Source organism: Chitinispirillales bacterium ANBcel5 (assembly GCA_029688955.1).
In the GTDB taxonomy this organism is placed as follows: domain Bacteria; phylum Fibrobacterota; class Chitinivibrionia; order Chitinivibrionales; family Chitinispirillaceae; genus Cellulosispirillum; species Cellulosispirillum alkaliphilum.
This window is the reverse complement of record JARUKZ010000028.1, coordinates 1-19826: the sequence shown is the minus strand read 5'-3', so window position 1 is coordinate 19826 and position 19826 is coordinate 1. Positions and strand designations below refer to the sequence as shown.

Genomic DNA, 19826 nt, shown 5'->3' with positions numbered 1-19826 from the left:
AAGAGTCCCCCCAAACGGGTCTTTACACTCTTTCACCATTGACGCCCGGGGGTGACTCAAACTATCGCCTTTAGCCCCGTAATAATTCCCGATCTTCAGACTTTAGTAGCTATGAGCCGTGAGCGGTGAGCTTTGAGCAGGAAAAGGGAAAAGAAAGACATCTCCCTTTTCTTTAATTAGTAATTAGTCATTTGTCACTGGTAATTACGTTATCCCATTCTTAGTCATGGAATCCTTCAGACTTAAACTCTACAGTCTTGTGAAAGAGATCCCCCATGGAGCAGTCTTAATCCATTCTTAGTCATGGAATCCTTCAGACTAGCAAAGATGATATTAAAAACCTACTCTTACAATCTTCAGTCTTAATCCATTCTTAGTCATGGAATCCTTCAGACTATGTCTTTGAAAAGTCTAAACTTTTTTATGAGTTTAGTCTTAATCCATTCTTAGTCATGGAATCCTTCAGACTGACAGAGGAGCACGAATATAGCGACATGAACGGGGAGGTCTTAATCCATTCTTAGTCATGGAATCCTTCAGACTGAGATCGTTATAAAATTGTTTAGATAGTTGGCGCTATCTTGTCTTAATCCATTCTTAGTCATGGAATCCTTCAGACGGTGCGGGCGTGCGTACAATACCAGCAGAGGCAACAAGGTCTTAATCCATTCTTAGTCATGGAATCCTTCAGACTTGATTGTAACAAATCAATGGAGCAAAACTGGGCTAAGTCTTAATCCATTCTTAGTCATGGAATCCTTCAGACGTAAACCTTGGGGTGATTTTGAAACTGGTTATATCGGGTCTTAATCCATTCTTAGTCATGGAATCCTTCAGACTCAATTACGCTTGTAAGGTTTTCCATAATATCCTTAACAGGTCTTAATCCATTCTTAGTCATGGAATCCTTCAGACGTACACTAAGCTGATGGTGTGGTTGATGCATCACCTGCCATGGTCTTAATCCATTCTTAGTCATGGAATCCTTCAGACCAACAGAGCAACCCCGGGGCGCAGACAATCCCTATGACATGTTTAGTCTTAATCCATTCTTAGTCATGGAATCCTTCAGACTGGGATTATGATTTTGTGGTTGAGTATTCTATTTTTTTCTTTGTCTTAATCCATTCTTAGTCATGGAATCCTTCAGACTTGAAATTATAGACGGAAAGCCCGTTGAGCGGGTTTTGGATAAGTCTTAATCCATTCTTAGTCATGGAATCCTTCAGACTGTAAAACCTCATTGTTGAGTTTAAAACGTTCTACCCAGTCTTAATCCATTCTTAGTCATGGAATCCTTCAGACTCACAAACTCCTTCAGGACTAGCTCCAGGAGCTATTAAATTAGTCTTAATCCATTCTTAGTCATGGAATCCTTCAGACTCACTCCGCACGGGTGACTTTTGGGTGACTCGCGGCTTTAGTCTTAATCCATTCTTAGTCATGGAATCCTTCAGACACAAAAAAGAAATGGTTATTCAATGCCTAAAAAAAATGCGGTTGTCTTAATCCATTCTTAGTCATGGAATCCTTCAGACCGTAGTCCAATTTTTGGCCTTATAAATCAATGAGTTAGAGGGCCGTTTGCGGCATATCCCCAACCTTCTTTCCAAAGAACAATCCGGCAACAATGCCGGTTTTCTGTAACCTCTATAAATATCAACGTCTTGAGCCTTTGCGGCATAGTCACCACTTTTTTGACAAATTTTATATGCCGCAGGAGTTGGTTGCCCCAAACAGTACCATTTTCGCCATTTGGCCACTGCGGCATGTTTTTTTGTGCTTTTTAAGCCGTAAAACAGGGGGGTAACCATGCCTCTATTACGGATAACAGAATATAATATTTGGTAACAAACGGGCAGTTTTTTTGCCCAAAGTCCCATCCTATTCACATCACAAATCTTACTTCTTCTTTCCTATAATAGCAACGAATATCCCGCGCTTTCAGCGCTTGGGGTCTTTTTTGCGCAAGCACCCGGGGCTGCGCCAGAAGACTGGCTTACCCCGGGCTATTATATCCCGCGCTTTCAGCGCTTATGAAAAAGAGCAAGACCAAATTCCGTTCTCCCTTTCCTCCCGAGATAATAGCATAAGAGTCCCCCCAAACGGGTCTTTACACTCTATCACCATTGACGCCCGGGGGTGACTCAAACTATCGCCTTTAGCCCCGTAATAATTCCCGATCTTCAGACTTTAGTAGCTATGAGCCGTGAGCGGTGAGCTTTGAGCAGGAAAAGAGAAAAGAAAGTCAGCTCCCTTTTCTTTAATTAGTAATTAATCATTTGTCACTGGTAATTACGTTATCCCATTCTTAGTCATGGAATCCTTCAGACTTAAACTCTACAGTCTTGTGAAAGAGATCCCCCATGGAGCAGTCTTAATCCATTCTTAGTCATGGAATCCTTCAGACTAGCAAAGATGATATTAAAAACCTACTCTTACAATCTTCAGTCTTAATCCATTCTTAGTCATGGAATCCTTCAGACCCTTTTTCTGATATTAAAGTAATTATTAGAGATAGAAGTCTTAATCCATTCTTAGTCATGGAATCCTTCAGACTATCAACCATCACACACCCTGTCCGTCCATGTTCCTATCCTGGTCTTAATCCATTCTTAGTCATGGAATCCTTCAGACTGTCGAATCATTAATGTGTAAGAAGGAATGGAATTCTATTGTCTTAATCCATTCTTAGTCATGGAATCCTTCAGACCATCTTCACTCCAACCTCTAACAACAGTAAGTTGACTTGGTCTTAATCCATTCTTAGTCATGGAATCCTTCAGACTATGTCTTTGAAAAGTCTAAACTTTTTTATGAGTTTAGTCTTAATCCATTCTTAGTCATGGAATCCTTCAGACCAGAAAAACTGCTGTGAAAGACATTTTAAGTACCAAGGAGTGTCTTAATCCATTCTTAGTCATGGAATCCTTCAGACCGGGTTTTAGCGGTCACGTCAGTAACACTTTGAGCTTATCGGCAGTCTTAATCCATTCTTAGTCATGGAATCCTTCAGACATGAGTAGAGAAGATGATATAAAAAACTATGCGAAATTGTTGTCTTAATCCATTCTTAGTCATGGAATCCTTCAGACTTAACTATACAATAAAGTGTATAGTTATAGCATTGTCCTTGTCTTAATCCATTCTTAGTCATGGAATCCTTCAGACTCTATAACAGACGTCCCGGCTGCTGAACTGCCTGTACTCGGCGTCTTAATCCATTCTTAGTCATGGAATCCTTCAGATTCTATAACAGACGTCCCGGCTGCTGAACTGCCTGTACTCGGCGTCTTAATCCATTCTTAGTCATGGAATCCTTCAGACGGCGAAGACCACGACAACTGTTTACACTGCGACGTTGATGTGTCTTAATCCATTCTTAGTCATGGAATCCTTCAGACAAAAATTTTGACATCGACGACTTCATTGCATGGTTGTCAAGTCTTAATCCATTCTTAGTCATGGAATCCTTCAGACGATGATCAGTTTACTTGTAAAGACATAAAAGGCAGAGAGCGGTCTTAATCCATTCTTAGTCATGGAATCCTTCAGACAAGAAGTACGCCACCTGTAGAGATTGGCTAGAGGCCGCGTCTTAATCCATTCTTAGTCATGGAATCCTTCAGACTGAAGGGAGGTTGGGTACTACCAAGCAGGCTAATCAGAGTCTTAATCCATTCTTAGTCATGGAATCCTTCAGACGAAAAAGAAGTGATTTCCAGAATCAGGGAATCAATAGTAGAAGTCTTAATCCATTCTTAGTCATGGAATCCTTCAGACCGTAGTCCAATTTTTGGCCTTATAAATCAATGAGTTAGAGGGCCGTTTGCGGCATATCCCCAACCTTCTTTCCAAAGAGCAAACCGGCAACAATGCCGGTTTTCTGTAACCTCTATAAATATCAACGTCTTGAGCCTTTGCGGCATAGTCACCACTTTTTTGACAAATTTTATATGCCGCAGGAGTTGATTGCCCCAAACAGTACCATTTTCGCCATTTGGCCACTGCGGCATGTTTTTTTGTACTTTTTAAGCCGTAAAACAGGGGTGTAATCATGCCTCTATTACGGATAACAGAATATAATATTTGGTAACAAACGGGCAGTTTTTTTGCCCAAAGTCCCATCCTATTCACATCACAAATCTTACTTCTTCTTTCCTATGATAGCAACGAATATCCCGCGCTTTCAGCGCTTATGAAAAAGAGCAAGACCAAAATCCGTTCTCCCTTTCCTCCCCGAGATTATAGCTTAAGAGTCCCCCCAAACGGGTCTTTACACTCTATCACCATTGACGCCCGGCACCCCGTAGCAGTAGCTACTGCGTAGGAGGCTTTAGCCCCATTATAATTCCCGATCTTAACCCATTCTTAGGCATAAAATCCTTCAGACGGTTGTTGACAACAATGAGTTTAAAGACTTAATCCATTCTTAGTCATGGAGTTTAGATACGTCGTTTGGAGCCGAGCGCGAGTTTACTGAGTTTCGCGGAACGGTTTATAAATGTACTTGTTACTTTATCTTTCAAAGAACGTAAACCAAAACAAATATCAAAACCAATAAATGACGATACAATCACCCACTGTTAACGGAATTTTAAAACTACCGTACAAGAACCGTGCGCTTTTATTGTTTTTCCTGCAACTCCTCTAACACCATAGCAATACCTTCTGCCGTACAACCAGCAGGAACACACTTTTCAAGAAAATGTCTAAGTTCTCTTAGTGGGGGCCATACCCTCACCGTTTTGCCGGTCACAATATCTAAAAGAAGATCATCACTTAGTTTTACAGATTCCCAACCATAGCTCAATATTTTCACAGATTTCATTTCAGGTTGTTTCTCTATTGAATTTTTCCACCTTTTAAGCATGGCATCAAAGAGAGCCTGCCCCTCTTTAGTCTGGTTTGCGTCTACCCCAGCAAGCAACTTTTTTTCTTCCGTTTCCTTAAAAGCTTTATTAAATGCTTGCAGATTGCCAAATTTACCATCTTCAAGCTCCTTAAGTAACAGCTCCAGCGGTTTTAAATTCTTCCACATTTCTTTAAGTGAATCTGAATAGCCAAAATGTTTCAATCTAATTCTAAATTCATCTTTTAGACGTGTGTTCTTTTTATGTGACTTATAAATTTCGGCCAGTTCTTCAGCAGTTGTGGCCGATTTTATCTTACCAATTACTGTACTATCCCTCTCTTCTTCGGATAATAGTATTTCAAACCGACCATACCCTACAGAAGTTTTACTACCAATACCTTCTTCCTTTAAAGCTTTTGCGATTATTTTTTTCAAAAACATAATAGTTTCCAGATCACCTTGCAGTGAAACAAAGAAACGCAGCTCAGGTTTTAAAACAAGAGTTTTTATAGGTTTAGGGTTTTCCATTCCATTAGGCATTTTTTCTTTGGAGTAATACTTACTATAATGCACATTAATGATATCACTTTCATACCAAGAGTTATGCTCAGGATAGATCCATGCGTCATTAAAGATAACAGAACCTGAATAACTTTGGGTTTCTCCATTCTTAACACCTCCAAATATTTCAACCTGAAAACTGCTTTTAGTATCTTTGAACCGTTTCCAATCGTCCCCACCATATTTATTAAGATAGGAAGATAGTAAGCCTTTAAATGTGTTACCACTGATATAGGGTACACCCCAAGGTTTATTGAGCTGTAACCCAATTTCCAAACCAGAACTATTACCTGACCCTAAAATCACTCTGGTGGTAGAGATTATGTCAAAATAGATAATATCATTTCTGTTTTTGATACTTTCAATCCATCCATCAAAGGCATATTTGTAGGTTTTGTGTACTTCTGAACCCTTACTTTTTGTGAAAAATTTTATTGCATTTGATTTTTGAACATGTTCATCTGATTCATATGTTTCAGGTAAAAGTTTATCAAACCAGAGTCCGAAGTTCTGACATCTTGTATCGGTATTTGAAAGATTGAATTCTACTTTGTGATCATCCCTTATCGATTGTGTTGCCATCTTCATCCTCTCCTTCAATAAGAATCTCTGCTATCCTTTTATGCCATTGTAGCAGCCGAAGAACTTCTTTGGTTGTCTGCATATAGTTTGGAAGATTTTGTCTCCTTACAGACATGAGTAATGCAGCAGAATCTGCATTTTGAAAATTCATGGAATCACACAATTCCTCACATATGTGTTCCAATAATACTTTATAATGTTTGTCTTTGTCTCTTTTCCCTTTTGACTCACAAAACGTCAAAAACTGAATAAGACCTACCGTGCGTAGTAGACCTCCACCTCTTTTACAAAGCGCTTTATATCTTCTCTTAACTAATTTGTCAAAATTAGTATCATTAACAAACAACTCGACTCTCTTAAACACAATTTCAGCACATTTTTGACTTCTTGTAGCTCCAACCATCAGTTACCACCTTCCAGTGATTTTGAATCTTTGAAACCAATAGCAACAAAACCCTTACCCGTCGTTGCTTTCCCACCGATTTGGCAATGAATTCGTCCTTTACCAGTCATTACTTCTTTTAGTTCATCTGCAGTGGCAGATTGTTCTGGATTGTAGGAGCGATCAATTGTTACAATACCGGTAAAAAGAGTCTCAGGTGACACGGTTTCTTCGTACCATAGAGCCCCTCCTTCAACGGTTCCTGTTTCATAATTTATCGCAATGCGAGCATCGACAGGTAACGCAGTATCCGCAAGAAAGTTGAGAGCATTATCATCTACTATAGTGAAACGCTTTTTAAAAATCCTCTGCCCCTCGTCATCAAAGAAAAAAGGTGCAATCAGTTCAGCCCATTTATCTGCAACTTCTGATTGTTCAGTATCTATGCTCAGATCGAGTTCCTCAAGCAGAATCTGGGTGCTATTGGCTGTTTTCAGTGCAGATTCCTTTGTAAGAATAGCTTTGAAAATTTCATTCTTGGGATCCCGTATATCTGGTACTTCAGGTAGTATATCTTCTTTAATGACACGCTTTAATTGATTTTTAAGCATATGAAGGGTATATGGAGAAGCAAGATAACCAAATGTTCCAAAGAATGATCGAACTGGTAATGCAAGCAGAAGTGCGTCGCCAATAGAAACGGCTGAAGCGAACTTACTATCACCATCCAAACCAAATAGAGCATGCACTTTTTTCTCCTCTTCATCATCTTTTTTGGGACGCCCACGACTAAATTCATCTTTCAAAACACCTTTTAGGGATGATCCTGGAATAATTGGATGCCCAGATACAGCGTGTCTTGCAGTTGGAAGATCGATATCATTAAGACCTTGCCCGATACCACAGTGAAGAGGGGAAAGTGCGCGTAATGCGAAAAGTAAATTATTCATTTTATTTCTCCTTATTCTGAAATTTGATTTTTTGCAGATGCAACAACTACAAGACCGAAACCTTCCCTGGTCTCAGACGACTCACCCAGTGCAGATCCCCAAAAGTAATCAGCAACAGCTTGCGAGTCCTTTTCATCAAAAACTTCAATGAGGTACACCGAGCCTGGTTTAACTAACTTTTTCATCGGTTTTGGTTTTTTTATTGCGTAATCCCAACCACTGATACCCTCCCAACCAGAAACACAGGCACTACGGAGCCTCACTTTAATGTTGGTACCAGGAATTACGACATAATTGATTGAGCCAGCGCTAAGGTCTGGCATAAGCCATTGCGGACACCAGCCTCCAAAGCTTCCATAAGACATGAGTACAAGTTTCAGAAATTTTTGCTTATAAAAACTACTCTCATATACTGGAAATGAATCATCTGATTTAGTGACCCATACAGTCTTCCTCTCGCCACCAAGATGAAAATTACCTTCATGATTTACAGACCTTTTAAGACCTGTTATTTCATAACTAATAGAAAGCGGTACTTTTACATTTACACCATCCTGAGCATACAAATACAGTCCCTTATTGGAAAAAAGTCTTCCATCTTCGGTTAGAAGTGTATGTTCATCAATTGAATTATGCACCCGCGTTTCTGTAATTGGTGAGCCGATGCCAATAGATGTGAACATGTGTTCACTTGAGCTCTTTACCTCTCCATTGAGGTATTGTTTGAAAAAGTCCCATTTAAGTCGAAATGGTAGATTTTTTGATGGCTTGCCAATAGTGTCAATTGTAGGTAGTAACCAATCAGGGTTTTTAATATCAGTTCCACAGCCATTGGGAACCGGGGCAAAATCCATGATATTAGCAGTGAGCATATCATTTTGCTCATTTTGGGTAAGAATCATATCAGACGGAATTGGAGCAAGAGGTATATGTTTTTCCCCAATCAGAGCTGAGTCAAGGATTTTTTCAATACCAACCTCAAGGATATTTTTTTTGTTATCTTCAGATAAGAAATAATTTGGATCCTGTGCAAAGCCTATTGCTGTACGCACCATTCCGGCAAGAGTTTGAGGCATCACCCAACTGCACGAGGTGCCTCCAAATAATCCTTCATCCCCAAATGGTTTACCATCACGAAGGATTAACTGGTCCTCTGTTTGAATTGTATATCTCATTTATTCAGTATTCTCCTTTAGATTGATTGGCAGCGAAGCGAAGTGTTTAGCTATAATTAATTCATCTGCCAGGCATTTGATTGAAGTTCGACCAAATAATACCTCTTTAACTAACTCTTCTCCTCCATCCTTATGTTGAAAAATAGCTTGAACTAGTGCAGATTGAGCATTCTCTGGAACGACTTTATTATCTTCACTAAGATGATAATTTATACTGTCTCCTCCTTTAATGCGTGCAGTTCGGAGCTGATATGCAAGGCGTGAAGATAGTTGCAATGTTTCACAGTTTTTGTCTCTTAACCGCTGTACCAAGTAGTGTAGGTCTTCTACAATACCTTTTTCCCCTTTGAAGTTATCCCATTTACCATAAATTTGGGTAGGTGAACCAGAACGTTTTTTAAGTATAATAGCAAGGGCATCTTTCCCAGCAATTGTTTTTGCAATGTTCTCTGTTTCACGAGCTAAATTTAATGCATTACCCAATGGTTCTGAATAATGCACAATAGCAATTCCAATAGAAAAAGTTGGTATTTGACATTTTAACCCAAGGTCAATAATTACCTTCTTCATCTGTTTAAAGAAGGCCTTACGTAGTTCATTTGCACATAGTAGGGCTGTATGCATCGGAGCATAAGCGAGAACATCATCCCCACCAGCATATACAAGAGAGCCTTCATTTTTACTCACTATTTTTTTTGCATGAGCAGCAAATTCAGAAAGAGATCTTGAGAATGTTTTGTGACCTTTCATATCTTTAATTTCGCCGATCACTTTACCCATATTATCCCCATCACCAAGAAGAATACAAGCATACTTGGTTGGTTCACCTGCACTTTCACGCAACTCTCTTAATTTTTTCCACGCATTTTCAACGCTTTCTGAAGATATATAATCATTAAGATCACTCTTTTTAACATAGTATAATTCGGAAAGGATAGGGTTATCACTCAACTTATCATTTTTTCTGTGATTACTGGTATCCGATGCAATGATGCTTTCAAATGTATCAAGAACAGGTTTTTTAGTACCCTTCTTTATAGCTTTCAACCATGGTGCAATTGCAATGTCTGCAAGGTCTTCAAACTGCTCAACATTTTTTGCTTTTTTCCGTATAGGATAGAATCTTTTTATAAATCCTATTGCATCGAGTTTTTCATTTTTCTTCAACAGTCCCTTTAGCTCATTAATTTTATTGGTGAATACAGTTTCCCTGTAGCCATCAAGGCTGTTTTTAGGAATCCCTTTACCATTCCATTTGGGAGCTTCGAATTCACGAATTTTTTTTCTACCAGATAATAATCTTTCTATACTTTGTCTTCCATTATAATAACTGTCTGATCCAATCTGTGCCCAAACACCAAAAAATTCGCCAATATCAGAGATCTGTGCATCAAAAACTTTTTCATTAACCTTTAAAGGGTAGTTCCGCAATTCATTTTTCGTATCGTCTGCTATGCTTTCAAGCATTTTTCTCCATTCTTTTTTTGCATTAGCAATAATTACCTTTGGTGGTATAGTACCGGAATAGCTTGTAAGTATTTTATTAGCAACGATAAGTTCAGAATTTTCTTCTAATTCAGATACATTTTCAATTGCAGGAAATATGAGTTCACACCCCTGTGAATGTAATGATTTTGCAACCCTTTTTGAAAGCTCTGATAACAGATTAGAACCAAACCATAGATCCCTTAGTTTTCTGGCTGACGAGATAAAATCCTGCACCGGACCAATGGATATTAGTAATAGGAATTGTTCGTTCATATAATCTCCTTTAACTCCATATGATCTGCAAATGCCTCGAAAATTGTTCGCCCGTTGAGGCTTTTCTCTGGATGATCACTATCAAAAATCATTTTTTTATCTTTTTGATAGTTTGGGTTAGCTGTTGTAGGTAATTTTTTTGAACATGTTTCCCCTTTAAGAGACATATTATCAGGAAATTTTTGATTAAGAATTAAAGCTAAGTTCACGTCCTCATTATTACCTAATCTTGAGCACTTTAAAAATACTGGTGAGGGCCATCGTTCCTCTTTATCATCGCTAGTATGCGGCTTTAATTCGATGCATCCATCCGGATCCCTCTTCCCACTTCCTGAAGTATTGAATTTCGTAATTATAGGTAAACCGAAAATCGCTCGAGGAAACCATACTCCGTCTGGATGTTCAGGTTGATGGTAATCAGAACTTATGGTTCTTATAGCATCGGGTTCAGGCCAAAATGAACGTCCGGGCGTGTCACCTTCACGCTTTGTTCGGGCCTGACGAAATTCAGAATATTTATCTAATAACGATTTTACAGTTCGAGCATTTTTGGTGGCATATAGTTTCGCTCCGATTAGATTGGGGTAATCAATTGGTCCTTTTATTTTTTGACTTGTAAATTTAAAAAGAAACTTGCTTACATCTTCTAAAGAGTTCATACCTTTCAGCAACTCTTCACAATAAATAGAACCACAGCCCCTTCGACCTCTTGCGCCAACGGCACCAAAAAGAACCCATAGTTTTAATGTGTTTTCTACATCAGGTTCGAATTCTTTTGGATAAACTACACAAACATCAAATGTAGCTTTTACCAGAAGTTTAATTGTTATTTCATTTTTAATGTCTTCTACAACTGGAAAAAGGACATAGTTTGAAAGAGAATTTTCACCCAAACCGCTTATTTCTCTAGATTCTTTTTTATATTTGGGTTTGATTGTTTCAAAAAGCAAATTTGTTTGCTTTGTGATTGCAATTCTCACTGGTGCTTGAATATTGATATCAATGCCATCCTTATCCTTACCAATGTTACCACCCCAAATCTTGTTTTCTTTTTCGAGAAGTTTTTGACAGTCAGTTTCGCTTTGCATCGTTCTCCACCAGAACCGCAATTGGCCTTTTAAAGACTGTGTTCTGATAGGTGTTTTTTCATTCAGTTTCCAACTCTCTACATCACCACCAAACATGGGTGTTATAAGTTCAAACTCGTAGGTCTTGGAAACAATTCCATTATTCTGGTTGGGTATTATATTTGTAGATATCTTAGGAATTCGTTTTAAACGCATTAGGCCTCCATATGTTCAACTTTCCAATAGTTACGTAAAATGTATGTATAGGCATTTACTCTGGTATTAAAACATACCGACCCATATTATAATCAGAAATTCTAAAATTGGCACTATATTAGTTATTACCTTACTTTTTTAAAGCATTCATTTATACTTAAATAAGAACTTTTTAGACCGTCTAAAAAGTCATCTGGTTTACCGGCTTTATTGTCATTTTCATCCAAGTAACCACCATGGTTTATATCGTTTCTCATCTTAGTTAATGCTTTATAGTTTTCAGCTAACTCTTCGTAAGATATTATTATTTCCTGTAACTTTGAAGTAACATCATTTTTTTTATTTTTTTGTGGATTGCTCCCATTTTTTGTGTTGTTAAGGTTATTGATAGCCCTTTTTGCTAATTCACGTTTTGTTTTCTCATTCCAACCCATCCTAGCTTCAGAAAGTATCTTTGTAATTACCGTTTCCTGTAACAATGTTATACCCTGTTGAACAAGGGAATGCTCAATACACCATTTCACCGAAATGAATCCATTTTTTACGTCATCAGATTCGTATTCTTCGATTTTTTTTTCAATCAGGTGCAAAAGAGTTTTTAAAGGCGGTAATATTTCTTCATTTTCAAGTTCAGTAATTAAGTCCTTTGCTTCTCTAATTGACTTCCCTTCGACTATTTCCTTGCCCCTTGCCGTATGTATTTGTAAACAGATACTATTAATTACAGCTGCCAAACTCTCCATTTTTTTTACACATAGTTGCTTATCACCAGTTTCTTTGGGCAAGGGCAAAGAGTTACAGTAGTCCTCAATAGCTTCTTTAATTCTTCTTGCATCTCCGTATGTTTTGAATGTATCGGTGCCTTCAGTCCACGTTTGTAGTACATGAAATGCTGTTAAATCAATTATTGGTGCATTGCGCTTTTCTAAAGCCATGTTTTTAACTTTATATACAGGCCCTAATTTTTCAAATGCCCCGTAGTATATTCCTCCGATTTTAATATTTTTGGTAACTTTCAAATATTGAAGTAGTAACATCAATAACATTGGTAGCGATCGGAAGCCATTGGTAATATCTAACCATAGAGTATCTTCCCGATCCACCATATTTTCTATCGTTGAAAAAATTTCCCATATATCTTCAATTGAATTACCATCCTTAACTCCCCTTACCGGCTCAATTTTTGCCGACAAGTTTATTTTCTCTAGTTGGGTTTTCAATCCTGACATCGGTTTACCAACATCATCTACCCGCAAGGTTTTACCGTTCTTATCTTTGTGCCCTTCATCGTTCCAATTTTTTTCTTCAGCCTCTTCAGTAAGCAGTATTTTAATTTTGTCTGCAGCTGACCATCTTTGACAAACATTACCAATTATTGCTTCTTGTACGAATCTTGTTTCTTTTGGTTGATAAGTTGTTTCGTTAACATTCTTATCGAAATGATAATTGCAACGTATATAATTATTAGTCCCCAAAAAACTCACAAAAACCCTTGCCATCCTCACCACTCCTTTCCGTTATATCGCTCATATTCCCTAAATTTTACATGCCTGAACTCCCGTTTCACCACAGTGACTCCATCCTCAAGCGTCTCACTCGCGCATCGCTTTGTCGTTGCGTGTACTGCTACTCTCTTGTGTGAGAGACACCAGTCAACCACAGCGAAAGTAAGTGCGTAGTCCCCCTGAACAAGAACATAATCACCACAGGATGTTGCATCACTTAGCCAACAGATTATCTCTTGTACTCCAAGCTGCCCCACAGAAGCGCAAGGGTCTGCATCGCTCCACAAACCCTTTAACTCCGGAGGTAAAGAGATAAATTCGCTAACCCCAAGAGTGGTTTTAGCCTGCTGCTTCTGCTCTTCACTGAGCACATGGTTAAGAAGTATCGCCATTTTCATTGCAGTAGCCCTGTTTCTACAGTGTTTCCCTTTTCTGTACCACATACCTCCTTCACCCTATACACCCCTCCTCCATAGGTCGTATTTTTTCCAACGCCAAAGACCTCTCCGGCATACAGCAGCGGCATCAGGGTACCAATGTCACCGCTAAGCACCACTTTACCGACAATTCCAGAGTAATCAAGCTTCTTTTTCTGGCGGGTGCTGTATCGAGAGCGCCGGTGATATCCCATGCTGCTTTGGGTCTCAAGGCTACTTACCGCATGAAGATAGGCATCAGGGTCGATCTCCTTTTGCTTTTCAACACCAAAAAAGGCATTAAGATTGGTGCAACGGCGTAAAAGCGTGGTAAAGAAGGTGTTGGTGTCAAAAGAACTTATAACCCTGCCCTCTTTTCTTAATGCCAGCGGAGAGCTAAACTTAAGCTCAACAGTGCCGTTTTGAGGCTCCCCGGGCTCAACAATCATAGTATCGGCTGTAATATTCTGATCAATCTCGCAGTTTTTCGCCTGATAAATGACCCTCTCGCCCCACAGCACATTCTTTACTATAAAACGGACCTTTTCTTTGCCCAGCCCTTTCTCACCCAGTTTATTAAGCGCATAGATAAAGTAAGAAAGGTAGGCGTAGGCTCCACCAAAGAGGGTCAACTCAAATGTAAGTATCGATTCCTTCTGGATGGCTTTCATGGTAAAGGGGTGTGGAACGGTGCGGTATTTTTTCATTCTTGGCGCGTCAGGCGGGGGCGGAGTTTCAAACAGAAAGGCGTACGCACATGACGCGTTGAGCATACAGTTGTCACATGTTTTAGCCCCGGTCAGACAGACCAGTTCTTTTAGAGTGTAACCAATACCACCCTTAAGGGTTGTCTCGGGAAAGTGCGAAACCGGACGACCTGATGACAGCTCAAGGGTTACCAAAACCCTTGTAAATGGTACCTGCAGTGTATTTTTGCTGATGTTCATATTCCCTTTTTCCTTATAATAAGAGCGCTATATGGCTCTATTTTTGGTGCCAAAAGCAACGGTGATCAGGATTACCGTGTCAGTTATTCGGGACGATGTCAATTGAGCAGAGGATAGAACAGTGTGAACTACCTGAAGTACTCTGTAAATGCAATATATATAGTTTACCCAATCATAAGCAAGCTACTGGGTAAAATTAGTAGCAATGGCCCCTCGGTTGTTCTGTGCAAGTCCCCGGTTATGGTAGTCAAAATTGCCCGTTGCGTTTGGCGCTTCTGATTTTATAGAGCCTTTCGGTAAACCCGCCCTCAATTAAAAAGTCTTGGCAAGACGGTCGACCTGACGGTCCAGGAGCCCACACAATGACGATACAACTGCAGGTGCCATCATTGAGGTATTCTGTCCATACCGTTTCTTAACACTGACAACCCAGACTGCTACTTCATTTGCGGGTTCCCGAGCGTAACCGAGGGATAACCACCGTATTTTGTACTATTCCAATGTAAAATAAAATGCAGCTCCTTTACCCACCTCACCTTCAGCCCATACCCTGCCACCGTGCTTTTCGACAACGCGCTGCACAATTGATAACCCCACACCGCTTCCACCAAACTCTTTCTCACCATGCCCTCGCTTAAAAGGCTCAAAGATCTTTTTTGCAAACTGCATATCAAACCCTACTCCGTTATCGCGCACAAAATAGACGGTCTGATTCTCTCTTTTAATCGTACCAAACTCTATACGAGCCTTCTCTCTTTGAGAGGTAAATTTACAGGCGTTTCTCAGTAAATTTTCCAGCGCAAGATGTAGTAAGCGCGGATCAGCACTGGCATGCACATTTTCTTCTATAATGACCTCTACCGGTCGTTGTGGTTCGCTGCTCTTTATTTCCCGCATGTATTCACGCACAATGATACTGAGGTCTACATCCTGTCGCTTCACCTCATGCCTGCCCACTCGAGACATGCTAAGCATGTCGTCTATAAGCTGTTGCATCTTTTTAACATTTTCATCTATACGCCTGAGGTAATCCCTCCCCTCCTCATCTATAAGCTCTGCGTAATCTTCCACCACTATGGCCACAAAGCCTTTTACAGTGTTCAGTGGGGTGCGCAGATCATGAGAAACAGAGTAGGAGAAGGATTCCAAATCACGGATAGTGACACGAAGTTCCTCCTCGGCCTTTCTCAACTCAGTAAGATCCGAGACAGAGAGAAAAATAAGTCTGTCACCGCTGCCGGTCTGCACCATTGAGCCTGAGTAAGAGACGATTTTTTCCCATTTCTGATCAGGCCTGCGAAGAATAAGTTCAAGACTTCTAACCCTTTCACCCCGCTTAATGCGACGCATAGGCCATTGATCCAAAGATAACTTTTGACTACCATCAGGTGTCAAAAGCTCAAATGTCAAAGGTGTTTTTTCGAGCGGTTCAATATTTTCATACTCGCTTTTTATACCGTGTAATCTTCGTGCAGCAGGGTTCCAGTAAATTACCTGCTCATCTTCTGTTGCGATTATTGCACCCTCAGCAAAGTTTTCTATGGCCAAACTCCATGTTTCCTCACTTCGCTTCGAAGCCTCCTCTGCCTTCTTGCGCTCGGTAATATCGATGACAAATTCCACTGCTTCGTTTTCTCCAAGCCGCGCTCCTGCAAATAGCCCCCACCAGCGCCGACCATCAGGGCGAATCAGTTCCTTTTCGTAGGGACTGAACCGGCCGGTTTCTTTCAACTTCTCGAATGCTTCCCAGGTCTGAGGCATACACTTGGGCAGTGTCACCCGATCTGATCTCAACTCACCACGCTCCAGTTCCTGCCGGCTACAGCCCACCATGCGCAGAAAGGCGTCATTGGCTTCCGTGAAATTACTCTCCATATCGAAAAAAAGAACCCCGACAGTTTCTATAGAAAACGCTCTTTGAAGACGCTTCTCGCTCTTTTTGAGCGCCTCTTCGCTCTTTTTACGCTCCGTCACATTCAAAAACAGCAGCCCAAAACAGTTTTCGGAATGCTTAAAGGCAAAGGTCTCAAACCATTTACCAAAGCCTGCAGCGTAATTTTCAAAGGACACCGACTCACCGCTTTGTACAACGCGCCCGTAGGTTTCGATCCAGTATGGTTCTATGCCTGGATTAACTTCCCGGGCGGTTCGACCAACAGTGTCACTAACCGAAACGCCGGTTTGAGCCCACGCCTTGTTGGCCTCAATATAACGCCAGTCCACCGGATTACCCTCATCATCCCAGATCAACTCGGCAAGAGCAAAACCTTCACTGATATTTTCGAAAAGCAGTCGATAACGCGCCTCACTGTTGCGCAATGCCTCCTCTGCTTTCTTGCGCTCAGTAATATCTTCAATGATTGCAATCTCATAATCTGGTTTACCTTCCTCATCCCGCACAAGCGAAAGCGTTAGACGTGCCCATACCAGGTGCCCCTCTTTGTGAACAAACCTTTTCTCAACAGAATAGCTGTTGAGATCACCTTTAGCCATTTGCTCAAATGGGATTAGATCAATATCGACATCTTCAGGATGGGTAATTTGGGGCCATGGGGTAGTCTTGAACTCATCGGCGCTGTAACCAAGCATAGTGCAAAAGGCGTTATTAACATCAATCCATGTCGCATTATCAAACCGAACCCGACCAATACCCACTCCCGCCTGCTCAAAAACAGCCCTGAATTTCTCCTCGCTTACACGAAGTTGCTGTTCGGTTACAATTCGTTCTGTCACATCGACTATAGCATTTAGACCACCAACGATACTTCCGGTATCATCACGGAGAGGTACAACATTATTGAGAAAAAAACGCTGCTCATCGCTTCCGAATTTCCTGTTTAAAATAAGCTCATTGTATGTTTCCTCCCCATTTAACAGTGACCGTGCCATAGCCCATTCCTCAGCTTTGATTCGCTCCCCTGTGTCCGGCCACCACCCAACCCAATCTCCATACTGCTCCCATGAAGTTGTCTCAGGAGCAATTCCCCAAATCTGCCGGGCAGCAGCGTTACTGCGGGTAATTCGCCCGAATTTATCGGCAATGACTATTCCCACCGGTAAGAAATCAAGAATCGCATTGAGTGTGGACTCACTCTGGCGCAGCTTTTCTTCAGCCTGTTTACGCTCAGTAATATCGATTGCCGATGAAAGAAAGTACCTTTTCCCTCCTAATTCAACCATTTCTGCAGAGTAGTTCAGATAACGGAACTTCCCGTTCCTTGCTCTGATTTGTATGTCCTGCAGGTGTACATGTCCGGTTTCAGCAGCTTGTCTTTTTATCTTCTCCCTCATTTCGGAGGTGACAATCCCCAGCTCTATTGATGAATGACCGATCAGTTCTTTGCGTGAATAACCCACGGTCAAGCAAAATGATTCGTTTACTTCGTGATATGTACCGTCCTCCACACTCGAAAGTGTTTGAATGCCCGGGCTGTTGTGGAAAGATTTTGCGAACTTTTCCTCGCTCTCACGCAGTGTCTGCTCAGTGCGCTTACGTCCTGTTATATCGGTGGTGACCGCCACAGCACCAATAATCTCTCCATTATGCATAACGGGTGCGTCCGCACTGCGAATGTATATATCCTGCCCGGTCTTCTGATTGGTGGCCAAAACTTCTTCAACCATCGTTTCTCCCTTAAGCGCCCGTACGAACTGAAGCTCATCTTCACGCAGTGGTTTCCCCGTCTCCGGCCACCTGAGATTAAACCGTAGAGCTAATTGGTCCATTCCTTCCCTAAGCTCTTCAGAAGTTGCTATACCCAGCATACGCATAGCCTGTGTGTTGCACTGAGTAATCCCGTTCTCTGTACCAATAAATACCCCATCGGGAATCGACTCTATGACCGCATCCAGTTCAGCGCTGCGCCTCTGGGCCTGCTCCCTTGCACTCTCTGCAGCCTGCCTGGCACGTACGTACTCTGTGGTCTCAAAGGACCACACTAGTATTGCGGTAATCTGCTCCTGTTCATCTCTGAAGGGAAGATAGCTGAATGAGAACCATGCCTTTTCGGGCCCTTTTCCCCGCTCCACAGTAAACCCTGCATCAGTTGCATGGTAGGGCTGGCCGGTGTTGTATACCTGCTCAAGAAGGGGGATGATCTGATCGGCTACTTCAGGCCAAACGTGCGCAACGGGCCTGTTCAGGATATCTCCTTTGTTACGTGCAAAGGTGAGGTATCCGTGATTAACCATAGTGGTGATAAATTCCGGTCCCTCATGCAAGGCAATGCCTACAGGCACTTCATCTAATATTTGCTGAAGCAGCTTGTGGTCACGACGGGTACTTGCCAGAGCGCGTTCGGTCGTTTTACGTGCCACGGTCAATTCGGTAATATCGCGCCAGGAGCCAATAGCACCTATTATGGTTCCCCGGGAGTCGCGGACAGGGGCGGCTGCGGCAGAAAGATACTTAGTCGTGCCGTTACGCTGAAAAGTAATCTCATAATTGGTGTACCGCTCTCCGGTAATAGCAACTTTTGAAAGTGGCATTTCATCAGGGCGATCTATTCTCCTGCCATCGGGCCAGTAAAGTTGCAGCAACTTAAGGCGCTTCAACTCATCGGTATGCAATACTTTTTCCTCCGGAACACCCAATAGCTCTCCTAAATACCTGTTGACCTTTTTTACAACATGATTATTGTCGGTGATCATAATGCCTTCAGGTATGTAGTCAAGAACTGCTTTGAGAATAGAGGAGTCTTCTTCAAGATTTTTGAGGTCTGTAAGATCGAACACAGAGAGCATTATGAAACCTGATTTTTCGCCCGTGCTCATTTTGCTCGCTTTAAAGCGCAGCACCACCTCGCCCCTGTTTTGGAACCGGTGATTCGTCTCGATCTCTTCAGTGGTATTGCCGTTTAAAGCGACCCTTTTAAGCAGATGCCGAAGCGTGGGTATCTCCCACTCCCCCGAACCCAGCTCAAACAGCATCTTGCCCTGCATATCCTCTTTTGGGGTTTTAAATGTTCCACAGAAGGCACTATTGGCAGAGATAATATGCAGGGATTCATCAAGGATAATGAGCGGATCTTTGACAAAGTCAAAGAGATATTCAAAATAGAGTTGTGCGTCTTTGGCGCTGGAACTGCTAAACAGTGGTGATTGATTCATAGCATAACACAGGGTTTAATTAAAAAGAGTACCTTCGATGTTTTTAAGTAATACTTTAAGATGAGCAAGAAATATACCGTGCCGGTGGATAGTGCCCTGTCCTGAAATTAGGTAGTATTTAGCCGAATTATAAACTGTTTAAGAGGAAGATTTAAACGCAAAGGCGCAGAGAACGCAAAGGGAAAACGCAGAGAGGAAAGAATTAAAAAAGGGAGCTGAAAGGGAACGCTTCGCGATTACAGCTTTGAAAAATGTCTAATCAAAACTGAATGGAATCTAAATTCTTCTAGACGCGAAGCG

General features: G+C 41.2%; 10 protein-coding genes and 2 CRISPR repeat arrays. All 10 genes read right to left on the bottom strand.

Annotation, left to right across the window (positions count from 1 at the left end):
* Nucleotides 1-206: 206 nt before the first annotated feature.
* A CRISPR array of direct repeats spans nt 207-1538; the repeat unit is 36 nt; unit sequence GTCTTAATCCATTCTTAGTCATGGAATCCTTCAGAC.
* Between the two features lie 759 nt (nt 1539-2297).
* A CRISPR array of direct repeats spans nt 2298-3783; the repeat unit is 36 nt; unit sequence GTCTTAATCCATTCTTAGTCATGGAATCCTTCAGAC.
* An 844-nt stretch (nt 3784-4627) separates the two neighbouring features.
* The 10 genes from cmr6 to QA601_13805 all read right to left on the bottom strand — a co-directional run bounded on the left by cmr6 (nt 4628) and on the right by QA601_13805 (nt 19526).
* Nucleotides 4628-5998 carry a type III-B CRISPR module RAMP protein Cmr6 gene (gene cmr6 / locus QA601_13850; GenBank protein ID MDG5816173.1) on the bottom strand — a complete coding sequence of 457 codons (1371 nt, stop codon included), beginning with the start codon at nt 5996-5998 and terminating at the stop codon, nt 4628-4630.
* Nucleotides 5973-6401 (bottom strand): type III-B CRISPR module-associated protein Cmr5, encoded by a 429-nt coding sequence (gene cmr5 / locus QA601_13845; GenBank protein MDG5816172.1) that lies wholly within the window; start codon nt 6399-6401, stop codon nt 5973-5975. Before cmr5 ends, cmr6 begins: the two co-directional genes overlap by 26 nt.
* Entirely contained in the window at nt 6401-7330 is a 930-nt protein-coding gene (cmr4, locus tag QA601_13840; GenBank protein ID MDG5816171.1) for a type III-B CRISPR module RAMP protein Cmr4, read from the bottom strand. Before cmr4 ends, cmr5 begins: the two co-directional genes overlap by 1 nt.
* An 11-nt stretch (nt 7331-7341) precedes the next feature.
* Nucleotides 7342-8505 carry a type III-B CRISPR module-associated Cmr3 family protein gene (locus tag QA601_13835; protein ID MDG5816170.1) on the bottom strand — a complete coding sequence of 388 codons (1164 nt, stop codon included), beginning with the start codon at nt 8503-8505 and terminating at the stop codon, nt 7342-7344.
* The gene (cas10, locus tag QA601_13830) at nt 8506-10266 is read right to left on the bottom strand and encodes a type III-B CRISPR-associated protein Cas10/Cmr2 (GenBank protein MDG5816169.1); all 1761 of its coding nucleotides are present in this window, start codon (nt 10264-10266) and stop codon (nt 8506-8508) included. It lies immediately after the preceding gene.
* Nucleotides 10263-11549 (bottom strand): type III-B CRISPR module RAMP protein Cmr1, encoded by a 1287-nt coding sequence (gene cmr1, locus QA601_13825; protein ID MDG5816168.1) that lies wholly within the window; start codon nt 11547-11549, stop codon nt 10263-10265. Before cmr1 ends, cas10 begins: the two co-directional genes overlap by 4 nt.
* 125 nt (nt 11550-11674) lie before the next feature.
* Nucleotides 11675-13048 (bottom strand): TIGR02221 family CRISPR-associated protein, encoded by a 1374-nt coding sequence (gene csx2 / locus QA601_13820; GenBank protein MDG5816167.1) that lies wholly within the window; start codon nt 13046-13048, stop codon nt 11675-11677.
* Nucleotides 13049-13050: 2 nt separating this feature from the next.
* Nucleotides 13051-13497, bottom strand: coding sequence for a CRISPR-associated protein Csx20 (csx20, locus tag QA601_13815; protein MDG5816166.1), 447 nt, complete (start codon nt 13495-13497; stop codon nt 13051-13053).
* Nucleotides 13449-14417, bottom strand: a complete 969-nt coding sequence (gene cas6 / locus QA601_13810) for a CRISPR system precrRNA processing endoribonuclease RAMP protein Cas6 (GenBank protein ID MDG5816165.1) — start codon at nt 14415-14417, stop codon at nt 13449-13451. Before cas6 ends, csx20 begins: the two co-directional genes overlap by 49 nt.
* Nucleotides 14418-14909: 492 nt before the next feature.
* Nucleotides 14910-19526, bottom strand: coding sequence for a PAS domain S-box protein (locus QA601_13805; protein ID MDG5816164.1), 4617 nt, complete (start codon nt 19524-19526; stop codon nt 14910-14912).
* Between the last annotated feature and the right edge of the window lie 300 nt (nt 19527-19826).